This window comes from Mycobacterium sp. G7A2, assembly GCF_041902445.1.
In the GTDB taxonomy this organism is placed as follows: Bacteria; Actinomycetota; Actinomycetes; order Mycobacteriales; family Mycobacteriaceae; genus Mycobacterium.
On record NZ_CP169251.1, the window covers coordinates 1,086,026 to 1,106,731 of the forward strand.

Below are 20,706 nucleotides of genomic sequence, written 5' to 3' on the forward strand. Positions count from 1 at the left end.
GTGACGTGAGCACTTCTGATCATCTGGCGCGGATGCGGGTGGAGTACGGATCGGCGGAGAAGGACGGCAGCGCCGATCTGGACCCGGCCTGGCTCGGTGCCGACCCAGCCTCTGGTTGGGTCTCGCTGCTGGAGTCGTGGCTGGCCGAAGCGCACCAGGCCGGTGTCGCGGAGCCCAACGCCATGGTGGTCGGCACGGTCGACGTCGAGGGCAGGCCGGTGACCAGGACTGTGCTGTGCAAGAGCGTGTCCGAGACAGGAATCACCTTCTACACCAACTACGAGTCCGACAAGGGCCGGCAGCTTGCCGCGAACCCCTACGCCTCGGCAACGTTCCCCTGGTATCAGCTGGGCCGCCAGGTCCACGTGCGCGGCCCCGTGGTCACGGTGTCGGCGCAGGAGACCGCCGAGTACTGGTCCACCCGCCCCCGCGGCTCACAGCTCGGGGCGTGGGCGTCGGCGCAGAGCCGCCCGATCGCGTCGCGGGAGGACCTGATGCGCCAGCTCGCCCAGGTCACCGAACGGTTCGCCGACCTCGAGGACGTGCCCGTGCCGCCGCACTGGGGTGGCTATCTGATAGCTCCCGAGGTCGTCGAGTTCTGGCAGGGCCGCGAGAATCGGGTGCACAACAGGGTTCTGCTCAGCGGCGGTCAGGTGGTGAGGCTGCAGCCGTAGGTGTCGACCACAGCGGTTCACCGGAGTTCGCGCAAAGCGGATTCCCATCTATCTCGACGTCAGGCGGGATAGATTGTGGAGGTGGCCGACAACAGGGGGGCGCCCGTTCTGGGGTTGCGCGAACGCAAGAAACTGCGCACCCGCGCCACCCTGATCGACGCGGCGGTCGGTCTGTGCGAACGACAGGGGCTCGACGGGACCACCGTCGACCAGATCGCCGCCATCGCCGACGTGTCACCACGCACGTTCAGCCGGTACTTCGCCACCAAGGACGCGATCGCGCTGGCGCTCATCGACGAAATCCTCGACCACACCGCGGCTCAACTCGCCCGCCAACCGGCCGACATCGACCACTTCGAAGCGATGCGGCGCGCCTACATCGGCATGGCCGAGGCCACCAAGACCGCTCCGGTGGGCGGCTTCACGTCAGCGCGGCTGCTGCAGATCCTGCGGATCGTCGTCACCTCCTCGGCGCTGCGGCACGCCGCGATCGAGTACCGCGCCAACCCGGTCGACGCCGTCGTCGCGCAGCGCATGGGCACCACCGTCGACGACCGTCGGGTCAAGCTCGTCGCCGCGGTCTGGGGCGGCCTGTTGATGACCGCGCTGCAGGACGCCACGCGCGACCTCACCGACGCCGTCAGCATCACCGTCGACGACCTCATCGACGCTTTCGAGGCGACGTACACCGACTTCGTCGGCCAGATCGCTCCGCTTCGGCAACTCGTCTGACCCCGCCGGTGCCCCCCGCGGGCGTGACTGCTGGAATGGGACTACCTTTTGGTAGGCAGAGTTGTTTCGTGGTGGGCAGACTGCCTCGTGAAGACAGACTTGTGACCTCCGGATAGACCTGATCGACAGCGAAGGGATTCCAGTGGCCGATAACGCCGAAGCCGAGCAGCACGCCATCCTCAATTACCCCGGTGGCGAGCTCGAGCTCGACATCGTCAAGGCCTCCGAGGGGGCCGACGGCATCGCGCTGGGCTCGTTGCTGGCCAAGACGGGATACACGACGTTCGACGGTGGCTTCGTCAACACCGCCTCGACCAAGTCGGCGATCACCTACATCGACGGTGACGCCGGCATCCTGCGCTACCGCGGCGTGCCGATCGAGCAGCTCGCCGAGAAGTCGACGTTCATCGAGGTCAGCTACCTGCTCATCTACGGTGAGTTGCCGTCGAAGGAGCAGCTGGAGAAGTTCACCACGCAGATCCAGCGGCACACCCTGCTGCACGAGGACCTCAAGCGCTTCTTCGACGGCTTCCCGCGCAACGCACACCCGATGCCGGTGCTGTCCAGCGCCGTGAACGCGTTGAGCGCCTACTACCAGGATTCGCTGGATCCGTTCGACGACGAGCAGGTCGAGCTGTCGACGATCCGGCTGCTGGCCAAGCTGCCGACCATCGCGGCGTACGCCTACAAGAAGTCCGAGGGACAGCCGTTCCTGTACCCGGACAACTCGCTGACGCTGGTCGAGAACTTCCTGCGCATGACGTTCGGCTTCCCGGCCGAGCCCTACGAGCTCGACCCGGAGATGGTGCGCGCGCTGGACATGCTGTTCATCCTGCACGCCGACCACGAGCAGAACTGCTCGACCTCGACGGTGCGGCTGGTGGGTTCCTCGCAGGCCAACCTGTTCACGTCGATCTCCGGCGGCATCAACGCGCTGTGGGGTCCGTTGCACGGTGGCGCCAACCAGGCGGTGCTCGAGATGCTCGAGAAGATCCGTCAGGCCGACTTCGACGTCAAGACCTTCGTCAAGAAGGTCAAGAACCGCGAGGACAACGTCAAGCTGATGGGCTTCGGCCACCGCGTCTACAAGAACTACGATCCGCGGGCGCGCATCGTCAAGGAGCAGGCTGACAAGATTCTCGGCAAGCTCGGCGGTGACGACGAGCTCCTCGACATCGCCAAGACGCTCGAGGAGATCGCGCTGACCGACGACTTCTTCGTCGAGCGCAAGCTGTATCCGAACGTGGACTACTACACGGGCGTGATCTACCGGGCGATGGGTTTCCCGACGCGGATGTTCACCGTGCTGTTCGCGCTGGGCCGTCTGCCGGGCTGGATCGCGCACTGGCGGGAGATGCACGGCGAGCCGAACAAGATCGGGCGTCCGCGCCAGATCTACACCGGCTACACCGAGCGCCCGTACGTGCCGCTCGACTCCCGCTAGCCCAATCACCGCGAGCGCGCGGGTCTGCACGCCGACACAGCCTCGATGAGCGGGTGCTCTGCGGGCGCTCGATCGCCACGAGCGTCACACTCTCGTCGCTTGCCAGCCGAACGGTTGTAGTTTCACAATAGTTGTGTGAATGAAACTGTCGGCGCGATGACGCCGCGGCGCAAGGCCGTCATCCTGGTCTCCTGCTGCCTGAGCCTGCTCATCGTGTCGATGGACGCCACCATCGTCAACGTCGCGCTCCCGTCGATCCGCACCGATCTGTCGGCCACTCCGGCGCAGCTGCAGTGGGTCGTCGACATCTACACGCTGGTGCTCGCCTCGCTGCTGATGCTCGCCGGCGCGGCCGGCGACCGACTGGGCCGCAGACGCGTATTCCAGACCGGCCTGGCCATCTTCGCGGTCGGGTCGCTGGCGTGCAGCCTCGCGCCGTCCATCGAGACCCTCATCGCCGCCCGCTTACTGCAGGGCATCGGCGGGTCGATGCTGAATCCGGTTGCGCTGTCAATCATCTCGCAGATCTTCACCGGCAAGGTGGAACGCGCCCGGGCCCTGGGCATCTGGGGCGCGGTGGTCGGCATCTCGATGTCGCTGGGCCCGATCGTCGGCGGCCTGCTGATCGAGACCATCTCGTGGCGGTCGGTGTTCTGGATCAACCTGCCCATCTGTGCCGCTGCCATCGTGCTGACGGCGGTGTTCGTGCCCGAATCCAAGTCGGCCACCATGCGCACCGTCGACCCCATCGGTCAGCTGCTGGCCGTGTTGTTCTTGTTCGGCGTCGTCTATGCCCTCATCGAAGGGCCCGTGCTGGGATGGGGCAACGTGCGCGTCGTCGTCAGCGCTGCGGTCGCCCTGGTCGCGTTCGTGGCGTTCCTGCGCTACGAGTCGCGGCGCGCCGACCCGTTCCTCGATCTGCGATTCTTCAACAGCATCCCGTTCACCTCCGCGGTGATCAACGCGATCTGTGCCTTCGCCGCCTGGGGTGCCTTCCTGTTCATGATGTCGCTGTATCTGCAAGGCGAGCGGGGCTTCTCGGCGATGCACACCGGGCTGATCTACCTGCCCATCGCGGTGGGCGCGCTGATGTTCTCGCCGCTGTCGGGACGGTTGGTCGGACGCTACGGGGCCCGCCCCTCGCTGGTGCTGGCCGGGACGCTGATCGCGGCGGCGTCGACGATGCTGACCTTTCTCACGGCGGCGACACCGGTGTGGGAGTTGCTGATCGTCTTCGCCGTGTTCGGCATCGGTTTCTCGATGGTCAACGCTCCCATCACCAATTCCGCGGTCAGCGGGATGCCGCTGGACCGTGCCGGCGCGGCCTCGGCCGTAACGTCCACCAGCAGACAGGTCGGCGTGTCGATCGGGGTGGCACTGTGCGGTTCGATCGCGGGATCCGCGATGGCGACCGGCGGCACCGAATTCGCCAAGGCTGCCCACCCGCTGTGGTTCTTCTGCATCGCCCTGGGTCTGGTGATCCTGGCCACCGGCCTGTACTCGACATCGGAACGCGCCCAACGCTCAGCCGATCGGCTGGCCCCACTCGTGCTGGGCACGAACCGACCCACGGAGGCCGCCGATGTCCGGTGACGGCCTGGCCGACCAGGTGTGGCGCGAGATGTCCGCATTCGTACTCGACAACCGCGACGGATGGCGCCGCGCGGTCGTCGACCGCTCCGGGTTGCCGTTCAGCCGGATCCGAATCCTCAAGCGGCTCAATCGCCATCCGATGACGGTCAAGCAGATCGCCGCGGCGGCCACCGTCGACGCTCCGGCGGCGACCGTCGCCGTCAACGATCTGGAGGAGCGCGGTCTGGTCGTGCGTGAGGTGGACCCGGACAACCGCCGATGCAAGGTGGTGTCGTTGACCGACGCCGGGCGTGACATGGTGCGGCTCATCGAGGGGGTTCACGACCCCGCGCCTCAGTCTCTGAGGTCGCTCGACCCTGACGATCTCGTTGCGCTGCGACGAATCCTCGATACGGCCGCCGGGCCCTGGACCGGCTGAGACCCTCACGTCTCAGCGGCCGAGAACCGCCATCGCCGCGTTGTGGCCGCCGATGCCCGAGACCGCGCCTCCGCGACGGGATCCGGAGCCGCACAGCAGGATCCGATCGTGGGCGGTGGCCACTCCCCACCGTTGCGCGGGTGACCGCAGCGGTGCGTCGGCGTCAACGAACGGCCACTGCAGCGCACCGTGAAAGATGTTGCCGTGCGTCATTCCCAGCGTGCTCTGCAAGTCCCAGGTTGTCTTCGTCTCGATACACGGTCGCCCCGCGCGGTCCTCGATCACCACATCCTGGATCGGTTCGTCCAGCACCGAGTTCAGTGATGCCAGCGCCGCGGAGGTCAGCGTGTCGCGGAGCAGGTCGGGCGGCGAGCTGGAGACGAGACTGTGCGGGGTGTGCAACCCGAAAACCGTCAGTGTCTGCGCACCGGAGGCACGCAGCGGCTCCGACAGGATCGTCGGGTCGCTCAACGAATGGCAGTAGATCTCACACGGCAGCGGGTCGGGGACTTCGCCTGCGACGGCGCGGCGGTACGCGTCGTCGAGTTGGCTGTGGGTCTCGTTGATGTGGAAGGTGCCGCCGAAAGCCTGTGCCGGGGTGACCGAGTCGTCACGAAGGCGAGGTAACCGCCGCAACATCAGGTTCAGCTTGACCTGCGCGCCCTGGGTGACGCCGGGATCGTCGTCGCCGAGCAGACGGGCCAACACGGCTGGGCCCACATTGGCCAACACCCGCTCGCACGTCACCGAGTACTCGTCGTCGTCGCGGCGGTAGCGCACCTGTCCGTCTGGATCGATGTCGAGAACCTCTGCGCCGGTGAGTATTTCGGCACCTGCATGGGTTGCGGCGACTGACAGTGCCGCGGTGACCGCGCCCATCCCGCCGACCGGGACGTCCCAGTCCCCGCTGCCCCCGCCGATCAGATGGTAGAGGAAACACACGTTCTGGAGCAGAGTGTCGTCGCCGGTGTGAGCGAACGTCCCGATCAGCGCGTCGGTCGCCATCACCCCGCGGACGAGGTCGGACTCCACTGCCTCGGTGATCGCCTCGCCGATGGGACGATCGACGAGTGAACGCCAGGTGCGCTTCGCGTCGGGTCCGGCGTCGGTCGCCATCGAGAACATCTGCGCGCGGGTGCGAAGCGGTTCCAGCATCGTCGGCCACATCCGCGTCGTCAGGACTCGGCAACGACGGTAGAACTCGGTGAAGCCGGCCTCGTCGGCCCCCGCGCCCACCGCGCCGAAGGTGGACTGCGGCCCGATCAGCAGACCGGTGCGACCTCCGTCGGCGGGATTGGGCGTGTACGAGGAGTACGTCCGGCGGGCCAGCAGGATCCTGGCGCCGACGTCGTCGATGATCCGGCGGGGCAGCAGGCTCACCAGATACGAGTAACGCGACAGCCGGGCGTCGACGCCGTCGAAGATGTACGCCGACACCGCAGCGCCTCCGACGTGGCCGAGCTTCTCGAGCACCTGGACGCGGCGACCGGCCTGGGCCAGGTAGGCGGCGGCCACCAGACCGTTGTGACCGCCCCCGACGATGACGACGTCGAAGTCACGCATGTCGGCTCGCAGGAGACCTCAGCTGAGGTAGCCTTCGACCTCGCCTTCCGGGCGCAGCTGCGCCGACTGCGGGTCGCCACCGGTCTCCCGCAGCGCGCGGCGCTGGCGCAGCAGATCCCAGCACTGGTCGAGTTGCACCTCGATCGCCTTCAGTTGGCGGTGCTCCTCGGATTCGTCGATCTCGTGGTGTTGCAGCTTGTCGCGGAGCTCGCGCTCCTGAGCGACGAGTTGGTTGACCTGGCTGAGGATGTCTTCGTCTTTGGCCACGCCTCCAGTGTGCCCCGTCGGTGGCCCGCCGAGCGCCGGATCTCCGCACAGGATGTAATTGCCGCATGAACGAGCGCAGCGCCCTGGTCACCGGAGCGTCGAGCGGCATCGGTCTGGCGGTCACCCGGGCGCTGCGTCGGGAGGGCTTCGCCGTCACGATGGTGGCCCGCGACCCCGCCAAGCTCGCCGCCGCCGCGGGTCAGGTTGCCGAGGGGTCCGGGCCACCGGTGCAGCAACTGGCGGGCTCGGTCACCGAGGAAGCCTTCCTCGACGACGTGGTCGCCTTCCACACTGCCCGGCACGGCGCACTCGACATCTTGGTGAACAATGCCGGGGTATCCGGGCACCGGTTGGTCGGTGACATCACGGCCGACTTCCTCGACCACCAGCTCGCAGTCAACATCCGCGCCGTCGTGCTGCTGACCGACAAAGCCCTGCCGTTGCTCAAAGCGGCTGTGCGTCAACGGGGCTGCGCGCAAGTGGTCAACACGGCATCCAACGCCGGTAAGCGCGGCGAGGCCACCCTGTCGTCGTATTCGGCGACCAAGGCCGCCGTCGTCGGCTTCACCGAAGCGCTGCACGACGAGCTGGCCCCGTCGGGGATCAAGGCCACCGCCGTCTGCCCGGGCCTGGTCGACACACCGATGGCCGACGGCTACCGCGGGGAGGTCGCCGCGTCGACGATGATCACGCCGAGTGACGTTGCCGAGGTGGTCGCGATGACGACCAGGTTGTCGGCTGCGTGCATCATCCCGGAGGTGGTCTTGCTCAGGCCGACCGAGTGGCTGCAGCCCGACGAGGTGCGCTCCGGTTTAGGCTGAGGCATGGCATCCAAACCCGAGATCGATTTCCCCGACGGCCCGCCACCGTCTGACTTGGTGATCGAGGACATCATCGTCGGTGACGGCGCGGAAGCTGTCCCCGGCGCCAACGTCGAGGTGCATTACGTGGGCGTCGAGTACGACACCGGTGAGGAGTTCGACAGCTCCTGGAATCGCGGCGAGTCCATCGAATTTCCGTTGCGTGGTCTCATCCAGGGTTGGCAGGACGGCATTCCCGGCATGAAGGTCGGCGGCCGGCGCCAGCTGACGATCCCGCCCGCGCAGGCTTACGGCCCCGCCGGTGGCGGGCACCGGTTGTCGGGCAAGACGCTCATATTCGTCATCGACCTGCTGGCCACCCGCTAAGTCGGCGGGGGCAGCTTCAGCAGCAGCCGGGCCCCGCCCAGCGGGCTGGCGTCCAATGACGCCGTCCCTCCGTGCAACTCGGCTTGTTGCGCCACCAGCGCCAGTCCGAGACCCGAGCCCGAGTGCGACGCCGTCGACCCCCGGGAGAACCGGTCGAACACGACGGTGCGTTCCTCCTCGGGCACGCCGACGCCGTCGTCGTCGATGGCGATCTCGACGCCCTCGCGGGAGCTGACCGCCGACAGCTGAACCCGCGTCGCGCCGCCGTGTTTGACGGCGTTGGCGATCGCATTGTCCACAGCCAACCGCAGGCCGGTCGGCAGCCCGACGATGATGACGGTGGGCGCAGGAACCAACGACACGTCCAGGTCCGGATAGACGCGCATCGCGTCGTGGGCTGCGCGGTCGAGCAACTCGGTGATGTCCACCGGCACGTGGTCGTCGGCGGTGGACAACTCGCCCTGCGCCAGTCGCTCCAGCGCGCCGAGGGTGGCCTCGATGCGGGTCTGGGTGCGGATCACGTCGCCGACCACTTCCTTGCGCTGTTCTTCGCCCAGGTCGAGCGTTGCGAGCACCTCGAGGTTGGTGCGCATCGCGGTGAGTGGGGTGCGCAGCTCGTGCGCCGACACCGAGGCGAAGTCCCGCGCGGAGGTCAATGCCGCCTTGGTGCGGCCCTGTTCTTCCCAGATGCGCTCCAACGTGCCTTTGAGGGCGTCGGCGATCTCGACGGCCTCGGTGGCGCCACGGATGTCGATGTCGGGAGGCTCGTCGCCGGCGTCGATCTGGCGGGTCTGCTGGGCCAGTCGCTTGAACGGGCGGACCGCGAACGCCGCCAGCAGCCAGCCGCCGAACGATCCGGCGGCCACCGCGAGTGTGCAGATGATCAGGACCCGACGGTGCAGGTTCTTGGTGTCGGCGATCGTCGCGTCGTAGGTCGCGCCGACGGCGACCGACATCGGCTCCGGCGCGGACAGCTCGACCGTGCGGACCCGGTAGCGCACCCCGTCGACGAACGTGTCGGCGTAGCCGGGGTCCAGCTCGGGGAGGACCACTTTGGAATTGGAGCTGACCTGCCCGTCCGGGCGGCGCACCGTGATGACGGCGTCCTGGTCGTTCGGGGACGGCGGAATTTCGTCGAGGCCGAGCGGCAGAAATGGAATGGCGAAACCGGCGGCCTCGTCCAGGCGACGGTCCAGCCGCTCCTTGCGGTCCTGTGTGATGCCGATCCAGACGACGGTCCCGACGATGCCGACCACGATCGCGGCGGCGACAGCGGTGGCAAACGCGACCCGTGTGCGCAGCGACGGTGTGCGACGAAAGATCCGGGACAGCGCGACCATGTCGTTCGGCGGCCGATCCTATTGCTGCCTGAGGACGAACCCCACGCCGCGGACGGTGTGCAGTAGCCGGGGCGCGCCGCCGGCTTCCAATTTGCGTCGCAGGTAGCCGATGAAGACGTCGACGACGTTGGTGTCGGCGGCGAAGTCATAGCCCCACACCAGCTCGAGCAGTTGCGCCCGGGACAGCACCGCCGTTTTGTGTTCGGCGAGCACCGCCAGCAGGTCGAACTCGCGTTTGGTCAGGTCGACGTCGGCACCGTCGACGCGGGCGCGTCGGCCGGGGATGTCGACTTCCAGCGGTCCGACGGTGATCGTCTCCGACGAGAACGTCGCGGTCGACCCGCGCCGACGCAGCAGCGCCTTGACCCGCGCGACCAGCTCGGCCAGCACGAACGGTTTGACCAGGTAGTCGTCGGCGCCGGCTTCCAGACCGGAGACCCGGTCGTCGACCGACGACCGGGCGGACAGCACGCAGACCGGTACGTCGTTGTCCATCGCGCGCAGTGCGGTGACCACAGACACGCCGTCGAGCACCGGCATGTTGATGTCGAGCACGATCGCGTCCGGTTTGGTCTCGGTGGCGCTGCGCAGCGCTTCTGCCCCGTCGACGGCGGTGAAGACCTCGAACCCAGACAGCCGCAGCCCCCGCTCCAGGGAAGCCAGGACGTCGGGATCGTCGTCGACGACGAGCACGCGAGGTGAGCTCACACCACTGTCCATGCCCGACATCTTGCCCGATGAAGGCCATCGCCCGGCGGAGGCAACGCCCGGCGGCCGGTGCGGCACGAAATCCGACCTCGGCACGTCGGCCCGTGTGAAAGGCCCGCAGTTTCCGGACCGCGGCGTGCTGTGGCTCACGCGGCACGCCTGGAAGCCTTTGACCTGAATCTTTGTTCAGGTTTTACGGTGAAAACATGAGCTTGGAAACGGTTGCCCGGCAATCCCTGTACCGGCAGACGCGGGCGGGTGGTGGTGAGTTGCGCTCGCTGGCCGACCGACGCCTGCTCAGCCGGATCTGGCGGTTCGCCCAGCGGCATCACGGCAAGCTGGCGGTTTTCCTGGCTGTCAGCGTGGTCAGTGCCCTGCTCACAGTGGCCACACCGCTGCTGGCCGGGCGGGTGGTCGACGAGATCACCGGCCCGGGCACCACGTCGGTGGTGGTGATGCTGGCCGTGGTCATCGCCGTCGTGGCAGTGGCCGAGGCGGGGGTGGCACTGGTGACCCGCTGGCTGTCCGCGACGATCGGCGAAGGCCTGATCCTTGATCTCCGCACCGCGGTGTTCGACCACGTCCAGCGCATGCCGGTGGCGTTCTTCACCCGCACCAGGACCGGTGCGCTGGTCAGCCGGCTCGGCAATGACGTATTGGGGGCGCAGCGCGCGTTCTCCGACACGTTGTCCGGAGTGGTGTCCAACCTGGTCACGCTCACGTTGACGTTGGTGGTGATGCTGAGCATCTCGTGGGAGATCACGTTGCTGTCGCTGGCCCTGATGCCGCTGTTCCTGATCCCGGCCCGTCGCATCGGCGCGTCGATGGCGCGGCTCTCGCGGGAGGCGGCCATCCACAACGCGACCATGAACACCCAGATGACCGAGCGGTTCTCGGCGCCCGGCGCGACGCTGGTCAAGCTGTTCGGTGACCCCGGCGCGGAGTCCCGCGAGTTCGAGGTCCGTGCGGGACGGGTCCGCGACATCGGGATCCGCACCTCGATGTTGCAGTCGACGTTCATGAACTCGCTGACGTTGATGTCGGCGCTGGCGCTGGCGCTGGTGTACGGCCTGGGTGGCGCACTGGCTCTGGGCGGACAGTTGCAGGCGGGCTCGATCGTGGCGCTGGCGTTGCTGCTGACCCGGCTGTATGCGCCGTTGACGGCGCTGGCCAACGCGCGGGTGGAGATCGCCAGTGCGCTGGTCAGCTTCGAGCGCGTATTCGAGGTGCTCGATCTGGTGCCGCTGATCCGGGAGGCCCCCGACGCGGTCGAGGTGCCCCGGCGGGCAGACGGCGGGGTCGCCGTGCAGTTCGATGACGTGCACTTTTCGTATCCGTCGGCGGACAAGGTCTCTCTGGCGTCGCTGGAGGAGGTGGCCGAACTCGACGATCGGGGCGGCGACGAGGTGCTGCACGGGGTGTCGTTCACCGCCGAGCCCGGTCAGATGGTGGCGCTGGTCGGTCCGTCCGGAGCGGGCAAGTCGACGATCGCTGCGCTGATCGCCCGCCTGTACGACGTGGACGGCGGGCCGTCCGATCGGGCGCTGGACGGCGGGCCGTCCGATCAGACCGGAGCCTGCGGCGCCGTCCGGCTCAACGGGCGGGACGTGCGCGACGTGACGTTCGCGTCGCTGAAGGACACGGTCGGCATGGTCACTCAGGACGGTCACCTGTTCCATGAGTCGATCAGGGCCAACCTGCAGCTGTCCGGACCGCCGGCAACCGACGACCAGCTGTGGGAGGCGCTGCGGCGGGCCCGGTTGGCCGATGTGGTCGCCGACATGCCCGACGGGTTGGACACGATCGTCGGCGAGCGCGGTTACCGGCTCTCGGGTGGGCAGCGGCAGCGTCTGACCATCGCCCGGCTGCTGCTGGTGTCCCCGCAGGTCGTGATCCTGGACGAGGCCACCGCGTCGCTGGACTCCGAATCTGAGGCCGCTGTGCAGCAGGCGTTGGCCGAGGCACTCAGCGGCCGGACGTCGATCGTCATCGCCCACCGGCTGTCCACGGTGCGCGCGGCGGACATGATCCTGGTGGTCGAGGACGGCCGCATCGTCGAGCGCGGCACCCACCAGGAGCTGCTGGGACGCGGCGGTCGCTACGCCGGGCTCTATCACACCCAGTTCGGCACCGAACGCCGCAGCTGCGCTCCCCGCGGTCCGCACGCTGCCTACTGCGCGCGCAACTCCGTTCCGGCGAAAGGGTTAACCAGTTGCGGGCAATGGGAAGATCTTCTAAGTGGTTGACGCCCGCCCGACCGCGCTGAACAAAGCGCCTGCGATCGCACCGCCACCGCGACGAGCCCGTTCCAGCTCCGACCTGTGGCGGATGCTGCCGTACCTGATGCCCTACCGGGTGCGCTGGATCGCGATGTTGCTGACCGCGCTTGCCAGCTTGGGCGCGACGATCTCGATCCCGCTGATGACCAAGGCCGTCATCGACGGCCCCGTGCGCCATCAGGACCAGCAGGGACTGTGGTTGCTGGGCGCGGCCGCCATGGGGGTGGGCATAACCGAGGCGGTGTTGTGGTTCATCCGCCGCTGGCTGGTGTCGCGAGCCACCATGGGTGTCGAGGCCGACATCCGCAAAGACCTGTACGCGCGTCTGCAGATCCTGCCCATGTCGTTTCACGGTCGCTGGCAGTCCGGGCAGCTGCTGTCGCGGATCATGAACGACCTGGGCACCATCCGCCGGTTCATGTCCTTCGGGCTGACGTTCCTGTTGCTCAACATCCTGCAGATCACCGTCATCACCACGATCCTGCTGGTGATGTACTGGCCGCTGGGCGTCGTGGTCGCGGTGTCCATCGTGCCGATCACGCTCACGGTGCTGCACTTCCAGCAGGAGTACACCCGCCTGTCCCGGCAGGCGCAGGACCAGGCGGGCCATGTCGCCACGCACGTCGAGGAGTCTGCGCTCGGGCTGCGGGTCATCAAGTCGTTCGGCCGCGAGGATTACGTCTACGACCGTTTCGACCGGCAGCTGACCGACCTCTACGAAACCCAGCTCGGCCGGGTGTCGGTGTCGGCGAAGTTCTGGACGCTGCTGGAGATCATCCCGAACCTGACACTGATCGTGGTGCTCGGCTTCGGCGCATACGCCGCCGGCAACGGCTCTGTCACGCTGGGCACGCTGGTCGCCTTCATCACGATGATGCTGTCGCTGGTGTGGCCGATCGCCTCGCTGGGTTTCCTGCTGTCGATGACCCAGGAGTCGTTCACTGCGGCCAACCGCATCGCCGAGATCTTCGACGCGCCGCGTGACATCACCGACGGACCGCGTGACCAGGCGCCGCGCGGGGGCCGTCTGGAGTTGGTCGACGTGGGCTTCCGGTTCCCTGACGACGCCCCGTTGGCCCCGTCCGGCGGGCCGGACAGTGTGGCCCCGTCCGGCGGGCCGGACAGTGTGGCCCCGTCCGGCGGGCCGGACAGTGATAGCGGCGCGTCGCAGGAATGGGCCCTTCGCCACGTCAACCTCACCGTCGAGCCGGGCGAGACGTTGGCCCTGGTCGGCGCCACCGGTTCGGGGAAGTCGGTGTTGGTCGGGCTGATGTCGCGCCTCTACGACGTCTCCGAGGGCCAGATCCGCATCGACGGCACGGACGTCCGCGAGCTGACGCTGGATGCGCTGCGGCAGACGGTGGCCACCGCCTTCGAGGACCCGACGTTGTTCTCCATGTCGGTCGCCGAGAACCTCGCGCTGGGCCGCCCCGATGCCGGCGACGCCGAGCTGCGCCGAGCCATCGAGGTCGCAGCGGCGCAATTCGTCTACGACTTGCCGTTCGGCCTGCAGACCCGCATCGGGGAGCAGGGCATGAGCCTGTCCGGCGGTCAGCGGCAACGCCTTTCGCTGGCGCGGGCGATTCTGGCGGCGCCCAAGATCCTCGTACTCGACGACACGCTGTCGGCGTTGGACGTACACACCGAGGCCGTGGTCGAGGCGGCGCTGCGGCGCGTGCTGGAGTCGGTGACCGGCGTCGTGGTGGCCAACCGCGCATCGACGGTGCTGCTCGCCGACCGGGTCGCGCTGCTGCAGCACGGCACCATCACCCATGTCGGCACCCACGCCGAACTGCTCGCCCAGGTACCCGAATACCGGTACCTGTTGGCCGCGGACGATGAACTCGACGACGGTGCCGAACGCGACTGCGAATGGTCCGACGAGCGCTGGCCCGAGGACCGCACCAGCATCGACCGGCTGCGGATGTTCGAGCCGGACGACGGTGACGACGGCAACCGGCTCGAGCACGAGATCCTGGAGCGGCGGCCGTGACCACCAGTGAGAAACGTTCGCGCGACGAGCGAACCGACGTGTCGGACTGGCGCGGGAAGTTCACCGAGCAGGCCGACCTTCCGATCGACGAGACGAAGCCCCGTCGACGGGAGGCGCGGGCGCTGCTGGGTTCACTGCTGCGACCGTACAAGTGGACGGTCGCGCTGCTGGCCGTCATCGTGGTGGTGGAAAACGCTGCCCGGCTGTCGGTTCCGATCCTGGTGCAGCGCGGCATCGATCACGGTATCCCGCCGCTGGTCGAGGGTGGTTCGGCGCGCACGCTGCTGACCATCGTCGCAGCACTCGGGGTCGTGGTCGTCGTGCAGGCCACCAGCCGGATGGTGTTCCTGCGTCGATCCGGTCGAACCGGTCAGAAGGTCCTGCTCGAGCTGCGCCGGCGGCTGTTCCGGCATTTCGGCCGACTCGACGTGGCCTTCCACGATCGCTACACGTCCGGGAGGGTCGTCAGCCGCTCGACCAATGACGTCGAAGCCATCCAGGACATGCTCGAAACAGGCTTCGACAGTCTGATCACCGCGGTGCTGACGCTGTTCGGCACGGCAATACTGTTGCTGACCCTCGACGTGAAGTTGGGGCTGATGTGCCTGGTCGCGTTCCCGGTGCTGGTCGTGCTGGTGGCGTGGTTCCATCGCGAATCGTCGAAGACCTACCGCGAGGTGCGCGAGATCGCCGCGCTGGTCATCGTGCAGTTCGTCGAAACGATGACCGGCATCAAGGCTGTGCAGGCCTACCGGCGGGAACCGCGCAACCAGGAGATCTTCGAAGACGTCGCCGACCGGTACCGGGTGATCAACGAGCGCACGTTCCGGCTGCTGGCGGTGTTCATGCCGGGCGTCAAACTGGTCGGCAACATCACCACCGGCGTGGTGCTGCTCTACGGCGGCTACCGGGTGTTGAACGGCGAAATGACGATCGGCACGTTGACCGCGTTCCTGCTGTATCTGCGGATGTTCTTCGAACCCATGCAGGAGATCTCGCAGTTTTTCAACACGTTCCAGTCGGCGGCATCCGCGCTGGAGAAACTGGCGGGTGTGCTGGCGCAGCAGCCGGCCATCGACGACCCGCGCGAACCCCGCCGGCTCGACGCGGTGCGCGGTGAGATCGCCTTGGCGGATGTGCGATTCGAGTACGTCGCGGGCCGGCCGGTGTTGCCCGGCCTGGATCTGACGGTGCCGGCAGGGCAGACGGTGGCGCTGGTGGGGACGACCGGTGCCGGCAAGACCACGATCGCCAAACTCGTCACGCGCTTTTACGACCCGACGGCGGGGTCGGTGACGCTCGACGGAGTGGATCTGCGCGACGTCGCACAGGCTGAGCTGCGTCACCATGTGGTGATGGTGACCCAGGAGAACTTCATGTTCGGCGGGACGATCGCCGACAACATCAGGTTCGGCCGTCCCGACGCGACCGACGACGAGGTGCGCGACGCGGCACGGGCCGTCGGCGCCGACGCCTTCATCGAGGCCCTGCCGGAGGGTTACGCCACCGATGTCGCCAAGCGGGGTGGACGGCTCTCGGCAGGGCAGCGCCAGCTCGTCGCGTTCGCCCGGGCGTTCCTGGCCGATCCTGCGGTGTTGATCCTCGACGAGGCCACATCGTCGCTGGACATTCCCAGCGAACGGATGGTGCAACGGGCCCTGGAGACGGTGCTGGCCGACCGGACCGCGCTGGTGATCGCGCACCGGTTGTCGACGGTGCAGATCGCCGACCGGGTATTGGTGCTCGAGCACGGCCGCATCATCGAGGATGGCTCGCCCGCCGAGTTGATCGCCGCGAACGGCAGTTACGCGAAGCTGCACCAGGCGTGGCAGGAGGCGCTGGCATGACGAGCGGGACGGATGCTGCCCACTACCCTGACGCCGAGAGTGCACCCGGGTTGCCACGGCGAGCTGCGAGCGCCAGGGAGTGCACCCGCGCGTGGCCACGCACGCTTGTGTCCCCGAGCGGCGAGAAAGATTGACGCGCCCACGCGCTGCAGGCGGCCCCACCGAGGTGGGCGGTCAGGCCTACGGCGATTCGATGTATCGCACTTCCGGCATGTCGTCCGAACGAAAGCTCGCGATGGTTTCTCGCGCCAGCCGTGCCAGTTCCTTGGTCGCGGGGGACAGGATCGCCGACTCTTTCTGGATCAGGGCGACGGTGTCGTAGAGCGGCTCTGAGAACGGCAGGTACTTCACGCCCGGCGGCGCGATCGGCGAGACAGACACTGCCTTCGAGACGAATGTCTCTCCTGCTCCCGCGGCAACGAGATCCAGTGCCGTGTCGACTTGCTCCACTTCGATCGTCGGATTCAGCTCGAGACCTTGGAGCAGCGCGCGCTCGGCGAGTTGTCGGCGGGTGGGGTCGCGCCATCCCGCGTGGGCGTCGTACAGGATCAGCTTCGCGGCAGCGAGTTCGTCAATGGAGACGGCATCAGTGCGCCAGGCCTGAGAAGTCGCGAACATCACCTCGTCCTTGAACAGCGGTGTCACATGCAGTTCGTGAGTGTCCACCGGCAGTACCACGAGCCCGGCCTCGAGGCTGCCGTCGCGAACCATGTCGGCGACATCGGCGGAGTTCACGCCGACGACACGGAGCCGGACGTTGGGGTAGCGGCCGTGAAATGACGTCAACAGATCAGCCATCGCATAGTGTTTTGCGTTGCGTAGCAACCCAAACGATGCCACGCCACCCTGCAGCCCGGTGACTGCCTTCAAGGCGCGATCGGCCGCATCGGCGGCTGCCAGTGTCTGCTCTGCAAGTGGTATCAGCTCTTCGCCAGGTGCAGTCAGGATCAACCGCCGCGCACCCCGTACGAAAAGCGGTGTGCCGTAGTGCTGCTCGACTCTTCTGATCGTCTCCGAGACGGTTGGCTGGGACATGTAGAGCTCTTTGGCCGCGGCGGTGAAGGAGCCGCTGCGTGCGGCGGTCACGAACACACGCAGCTGGATCAGCGACAAAGCCATAGGTCAACACGATAGCAGTCGGTGAAATTCACAAGGTTGTCCTGTCCCAATGTCCTTTTTAGGCTTCAAACCCAAGACCAGCCACTACAGCGACGTGCACGATGAGGAGATTCCGCGATGGACAGCTCGGAGGAGGATCGCCAACTCGGCGAGTTGGGATACACCCAGAAATTGAGCCGGTCGGTGGGCGGTGTCTCGTCGTTCTTCTTGGGCTTCTCGGTCATCAGCGCGACCACAGCGGTGTTCTCCGGCTTCGGGTTCGGGTTGAACACAGCCGGCCCGGCCTTCATCTGGACTTTCCCGCTCGCAGTTGCCGTGTTCTTCGTGTGGGCGCTGATCGCCGCGGATCTGGTTGGCAAGCTTCCGCTGGCCGGCTACGCGTATCAATGGACCAGCCGGCTCGTCAACCCCGGCCTCGGATGGTTCACCGGTTTTGCGGGCGCCGTCGGATTCATCAGTGGTTTCACCGGTGTCGCCTTCGTCATGTCCGGATACATCGGCAGCCTCTTGGGCATCGAGATGACCACTCAAGCGCAGATATTCACCGCGATTGCCGTGGTGCTGCTGTGTGTGCTAATCAACGTCTACGGCGTGAAACTCGCCACCATGCTGAACAACATCGGTGTTGCGTTGGAACTCGTCGTCACGATCGGTGCTACTGCGTTCATCGCAGTCGTCGCGTTCTTCGTCTCCGACGAGCACCAAGCCATCGACTTCCTCTTCTCCGGCGGCGCAGCTGCTGGATCGACATCGCCCTATGTCATCGTCTGGCTGACAGCGAGCCTCGGTTGCATCTTCGGATTGGTCGGAGTCGAGGCGGCAGCGGATGTCGCAGAGGAGACGAAGAACGCGCGCCGCACCATCCCGCGCACCATGTTCCTGGCCCTCGGGGCAGCGTCTGCGGTCGAGTTCTTCATGTATGTCGTCTTCCTCCTGGTCATCAAGGACCCCGCCACACTGTCCGACAGCGCATCGCCGATCACCGACCTGTTCGCTCAACAGGTTTCGCCCTGGTTCGCGAAATTCGTGATCGCGTTGGCGCTGACGAACATCCTGGTGTGTGTGCTCGCGAGCATGCTCGTTGCCACTCGTCTGGTGTATGCCCTCGGCCGAGACAACATGCTGCCCGGGTCGCACCTGCTTCGTCGAGTGTCGACTACGCACAAGGTGCCGACAAACGCGGTGTGGGCAACCGGGCTGGTCTCCTTTGCACTCCTGCTGTCGGCGCTCGCGAGCGAGCAGACATTCTCGTACATCATCGGAATGTCAGCTCTCGGATTCTTCTGTGTCTACCTGCTCACCACCGGCGGACTTCTCTTCGCGAATGCGCACAACCGGATTCCCGCAGGACTGCCGGGGATCTTCGATCTCGGCCGATTCCGGGTGCCGGTTTACCTGACAGGTCTGGTTGTCTTCGGATCCGTCATGTCGGCCCTGCTGTTTCTCCCAGACTTCCGGGCGAACGCGATTGTCTTTGTCGTGACGATGGCGGTGGCGGGTGCCTGGTGGGTGTTCATCTTGAGGACACGTATCGCCGCATCGAAGGCGGGTCCGAGATACGCCCTCGCGCGCAGGAGCGCAGCGGACTCTGCGACCGGCGAGCGCGTGTCTGCGCAGCGCCGCGATGACATCGTCCCCTGACGTCGGCGGACCGTGTCGGTCGGGTCTCACAGATCGGCGCCTCGGGATACTCTCTCGCCGCACCCAGCGGGCGATGGTGAGCACCAGCTCTTCGCACGAGGCCTGACCCGAATCGGTCGTCGTCGACGTCCTTCGCCGGTCTGGGGGGCGGTGGCTCGACACATACCGAGTCTGGAGACGAGAGCTGCCGACGACATTCGGGTCGCACAGCGACCCGTCACACCTTGGCGACACAGCCATTGGGCTGCTGGGGTCGCTACGTCGTTCAGCTGGGGGCAGATCGGTTGCACTCTGGAACCGGTGCCGTAGCGGGCGGATTCCGACCGTTGGGTTGTGACACAGTGCGCCGTGATCACTGCCGATCAGTGAGGTGTGGCCGCGGCTGCTCGACGTTCACCGCGGTGCTGCCTCCCAGAGTGGTCGCTCCTACAGGGGATTCGCGCGAGTGGACTTCCGGGCCCGTGTGTCGCGAGCTCGGCATAGCGTAAACCTCTGCTTCGCGCCGAGAATCACTCTCTGGTGCAGCACAGGACGGGTCCCTACTGTCAAACCCATGCGTTATTCCCCTTTCCTCCTAGGGCGCTTAGAAGGCAAGTTCCACCACCTCAAACGGCCCCTGGTAGACGCCCCGGCCGCGCAGCGGGACCCCGCGGTGATCGATACGGTCAGCACGATGCTCCGTGAGATCGAGAGCAGGGGGCTCGATGCCGTGCGCGACTTCAGTCGCGCACTCGACAACGACGACCGACACGATTTCGAACTCTCCGCCCGCGACATTGCGGCGAGCGGCGAGCGACTGCCTGCCGACCTTCGGCAGGCCATCGAGCTCGGTTCCGAGCGCACCCAGGCCTTCGCTCACGAACAGCGTTCCCATCTCGTCGGTTTCGAGACCGAGCTGTGTCCGGGGCTGGTCACAGGGACTCGTTACGTTCCCGTGGCCAGAGTCGGGGCGTATCTGCCCGCGGGTCGTTTCCCGCTGACCGCGTCAGCCTTCATGACCGTCGGGGTGGCCAAGGCGGCCGATGTCTCCACAGTCATCGCCTGCACGCCGCCCCAGCGCGATGGAAGCGCCAACAACGCGGTCGTCTATGCCGCTCATCTCTCCGGCGTCGACCGGGTTTTCGTACTCGGCGGCGTGCAGGCCCTCGCGGCCATGGCATTTGGCCTGATCGGAGAGCTTCCCGTCGACATGCTCGTCGGTGCGGGCAACGCCTATGTCGCCGAGGCGAAGCGTCAGCTGTTCGGCACGGTCGCCATCGACCTGCTCGCCGGGCCGTCCGAGGTGGCCGTGCTCGCGGACGAAACCGCCGACCCCGAGCTCGTCGCCGCCGACCTGCTCGGTCAAGCTGAGCATGGCGTGAACTCACCGGCTGCGCTCGTCACCACATCCGAAGCTCATGGGCTCGCGGTGGTCGCAGCGGTCGAACGCCAGTTGCAGGGCCTGTCGACCGCGCCGATCGCGGGTCCCGCGTGGCGGGACTACGGAATGGTCACGGTTGCCGCAGACCGAGAGACCGCCGCGTTGCTCATCGATGACCTCGCGCCAGAACACCTCGAAGTCATCACCGCAGAAGACGATTGGTACCACAATCGGCTGCTCAACTACGGTTCGATATTCCTGGGGCCGTGGAGCACCGTCGCATACTCCGACAAGGGCATGGCGGGCACCAATCACGTGCTCCCGACGGCTGGCGGCGCAAAGCACAGCGCCGGTCTCTCGGTGTCGCGTTATCTCAAGCCGCTCACCTACCAGCGGGTCACCCGCGCGGCGACGCCCGCGCTGGCTCGAGCCGTCCAGATCATCTCCGACTCGGAGGGCATGGCCGCCCACAGCGCCACCGCCACGCGCAGGCTGGCCGTCTACGCTGAGCCCGCGAATGTGGAGTGAGATGCGCGACGTG

General features: G+C 66.9%; 18 protein-coding genes. 13 read left to right on the forward strand and 5 right to left on the reverse strand.

Features of this window, described 5'->3' with window-relative positions:
* The first annotated feature begins 5 nt into the window (after window positions 1–5).
* The 5 genes from pdxH (at window position 6) to ACEWX3_RS05330 (ending at window position 4,861) form a co-directional block, all read left to right on the forward strand.
* Window positions 6–674 (forward strand): pyridoxamine 5'-phosphate oxidase, encoded by a 669-nt coding sequence (pdxH, locus tag ACEWX3_RS05310; protein ID WP_374158864.1) that lies wholly within the window; start codon window positions 6–8, stop codon window positions 672–674.
* An 81-nt stretch (window positions 675–755) separates the two neighbouring features.
* Window positions 756–1,406 (forward strand): TetR family transcriptional regulator, encoded by a 651-nt coding sequence (locus ACEWX3_RS05315; protein WP_374158865.1) that lies wholly within the window; start codon window positions 756–758, stop codon window positions 1,404–1,406.
* A gap of 142 nt (window positions 1,407–1,548) precedes the next feature.
* Window positions 1,549–2,850 carry a citrate synthase gene (locus ACEWX3_RS05320; RefSeq protein ID WP_152518642.1) on the forward strand — a complete coding sequence of 434 codons (1,302 nt, stop codon included), beginning with the start codon at window positions 1,549–1,551 and terminating at the stop codon, window positions 2,848–2,850.
* A gap of 156 nt (window positions 2,851–3,006) precedes the next feature.
* On the forward strand, window positions 3,007–4,443 hold the full coding sequence (locus ACEWX3_RS05325) for an MFS transporter (protein WP_374159789.1): 1,437 nt from the start codon (window positions 3,007–3,009) through the stop codon (window positions 4,441–4,443).
* Entirely contained in the window at window positions 4,433–4,861 is a 429-nt protein-coding gene (locus tag ACEWX3_RS05330) for a MarR family winged helix-turn-helix transcriptional regulator (RefSeq protein WP_374158866.1), read from the forward strand. The genes ACEWX3_RS05325 and ACEWX3_RS05330 overlap by 11 nt, the downstream gene beginning before the upstream one ends.
* 12 nt (window positions 4,862–4,873) lie before the next feature.
* On the opposite strand, the gene ACEWX3_RS05335 is transcribed toward ACEWX3_RS05330, so the two are convergent.
* Both ACEWX3_RS05335 and ACEWX3_RS05340 read right to left on the reverse strand, forming a co-directional pair.
* Entirely contained in the window at window positions 4,874–6,424 is a 1,551-nt protein-coding gene (locus ACEWX3_RS05335) for a phytoene desaturase family protein (protein ID WP_374158867.1), read from the reverse strand.
* A gap of 18 nt (window positions 6,425–6,442) precedes the next feature.
* Window positions 6,443–6,691: a DUF2630 family protein gene (locus ACEWX3_RS05340; protein WP_207065774.1), complete on the reverse strand. Its 249-nt coding sequence runs from the start codon at window positions 6,689–6,691 to the stop codon at window positions 6,443–6,445.
* Between the two features lie 65 nt (window positions 6,692–6,756).
* On the opposite strand from ACEWX3_RS05340, the gene ACEWX3_RS05345 reads away from it, so the two are divergent.
* Both ACEWX3_RS05345 and ACEWX3_RS05350 read left to right on the forward strand, forming a co-directional pair.
* On the forward strand, window positions 6,757–7,512 hold the full coding sequence (locus ACEWX3_RS05345) for an SDR family NAD(P)-dependent oxidoreductase (RefSeq protein WP_374158868.1): 756 nt from the start codon (window positions 6,757–6,759) through the stop codon (window positions 7,510–7,512).
* Between the two features lie 3 nt (window positions 7,513–7,515).
* Window positions 7,516–7,878, forward strand: coding sequence for an FKBP-type peptidyl-prolyl cis-trans isomerase (locus ACEWX3_RS05350; protein ID WP_207065772.1), 363 nt, complete (start codon window positions 7,516–7,518; stop codon window positions 7,876–7,878).
* Here ACEWX3_RS05350 and ACEWX3_RS05355 read toward each other — a convergent pair.
* Both ACEWX3_RS05355 and prrA read right to left on the reverse strand, forming a co-directional pair.
* On the reverse strand, window positions 7,875–9,218 hold the full coding sequence (locus ACEWX3_RS05355) for an ATP-binding protein (RefSeq protein ID WP_374158869.1): 1,344 nt from the start codon (window positions 9,216–9,218) through the stop codon (window positions 7,875–7,877). The genes ACEWX3_RS05350 and ACEWX3_RS05355 overlap by 4 nt on opposite strands.
* 18 nt (window positions 9,219–9,236) lie before the next feature.
* Entirely contained in the window at window positions 9,237–9,947 is a 711-nt protein-coding gene (prrA, locus tag ACEWX3_RS05360) for a response regulator transcription factor (protein WP_207065770.1), read from the reverse strand.
* On the opposite strand from prrA, the gene ACEWX3_RS05365 reads away from it, so the two are divergent.
* The 4 genes from ACEWX3_RS05365 (at window position 9,937) to ACEWX3_RS05380 (ending at window position 16,045) form a co-directional block, all read left to right on the forward strand.
* Complete coding sequence (locus ACEWX3_RS05365; protein ID WP_374159999.1) at window positions 9,937–10,104, forward strand: hypothetical protein; 168 nt, start codon at window positions 9,937–9,939, stop codon at window positions 10,102–10,104. The genes prrA and ACEWX3_RS05365 overlap by 11 nt on opposite strands.
* Before the next feature lie 28 nt (window positions 10,105–10,132).
* On the forward strand, window positions 10,133–12,172 hold the full coding sequence (locus tag ACEWX3_RS05370) for an ABC transporter ATP-binding protein (RefSeq protein WP_374158870.1): 2,040 nt from the start codon (window positions 10,133–10,135) through the stop codon (window positions 12,170–12,172).
* Window positions 12,173–12,254: 82 nt separating this feature from the next.
* Complete coding sequence (locus tag ACEWX3_RS05375; RefSeq protein ID WP_374159790.1) at window positions 12,255–14,198, forward strand: ABC transporter ATP-binding protein; 1,944 nt, start codon at window positions 12,255–12,257, stop codon at window positions 14,196–14,198.
* Window positions 14,195–16,045, forward strand: coding sequence for an ABC transporter ATP-binding protein (locus ACEWX3_RS05380; protein WP_286182694.1), 1,851 nt, complete (start codon window positions 14,195–14,197; stop codon window positions 16,043–16,045). The genes ACEWX3_RS05375 and ACEWX3_RS05380 overlap by 4 nt, the downstream gene beginning before the upstream one ends.
* Window positions 16,046–16,225: 180 nt before the next feature.
* Here ACEWX3_RS05380 and ACEWX3_RS05385 read toward each other — a convergent pair whose 3' ends face one another.
* Window positions 16,226–17,164, reverse strand: coding sequence for a LysR family transcriptional regulator (locus ACEWX3_RS05385; protein WP_374158871.1), 939 nt, complete (start codon window positions 17,162–17,164; stop codon window positions 16,226–16,228).
* A gap of 117 nt (window positions 17,165–17,281) precedes the next feature.
* On the opposite strand from ACEWX3_RS05385, the gene ACEWX3_RS05390 reads away from it, so the two are divergent.
* Window positions 17,282–18,805 (forward strand): APC family permease, encoded by a 1,524-nt coding sequence (locus ACEWX3_RS05390; RefSeq protein WP_374158872.1) that lies wholly within the window; start codon window positions 17,282–17,284, stop codon window positions 18,803–18,805.
* A gap of 553 nt (window positions 18,806–19,358) precedes the next feature.
* Window positions 19,359–20,693, forward strand: coding sequence for a histidinol dehydrogenase (hisD, locus tag ACEWX3_RS05395; RefSeq protein WP_374158873.1), 1,335 nt, complete (start codon window positions 19,359–19,361; stop codon window positions 20,691–20,693).
* Window positions 20,694–20,706 lie beyond the last annotated feature (13 nt).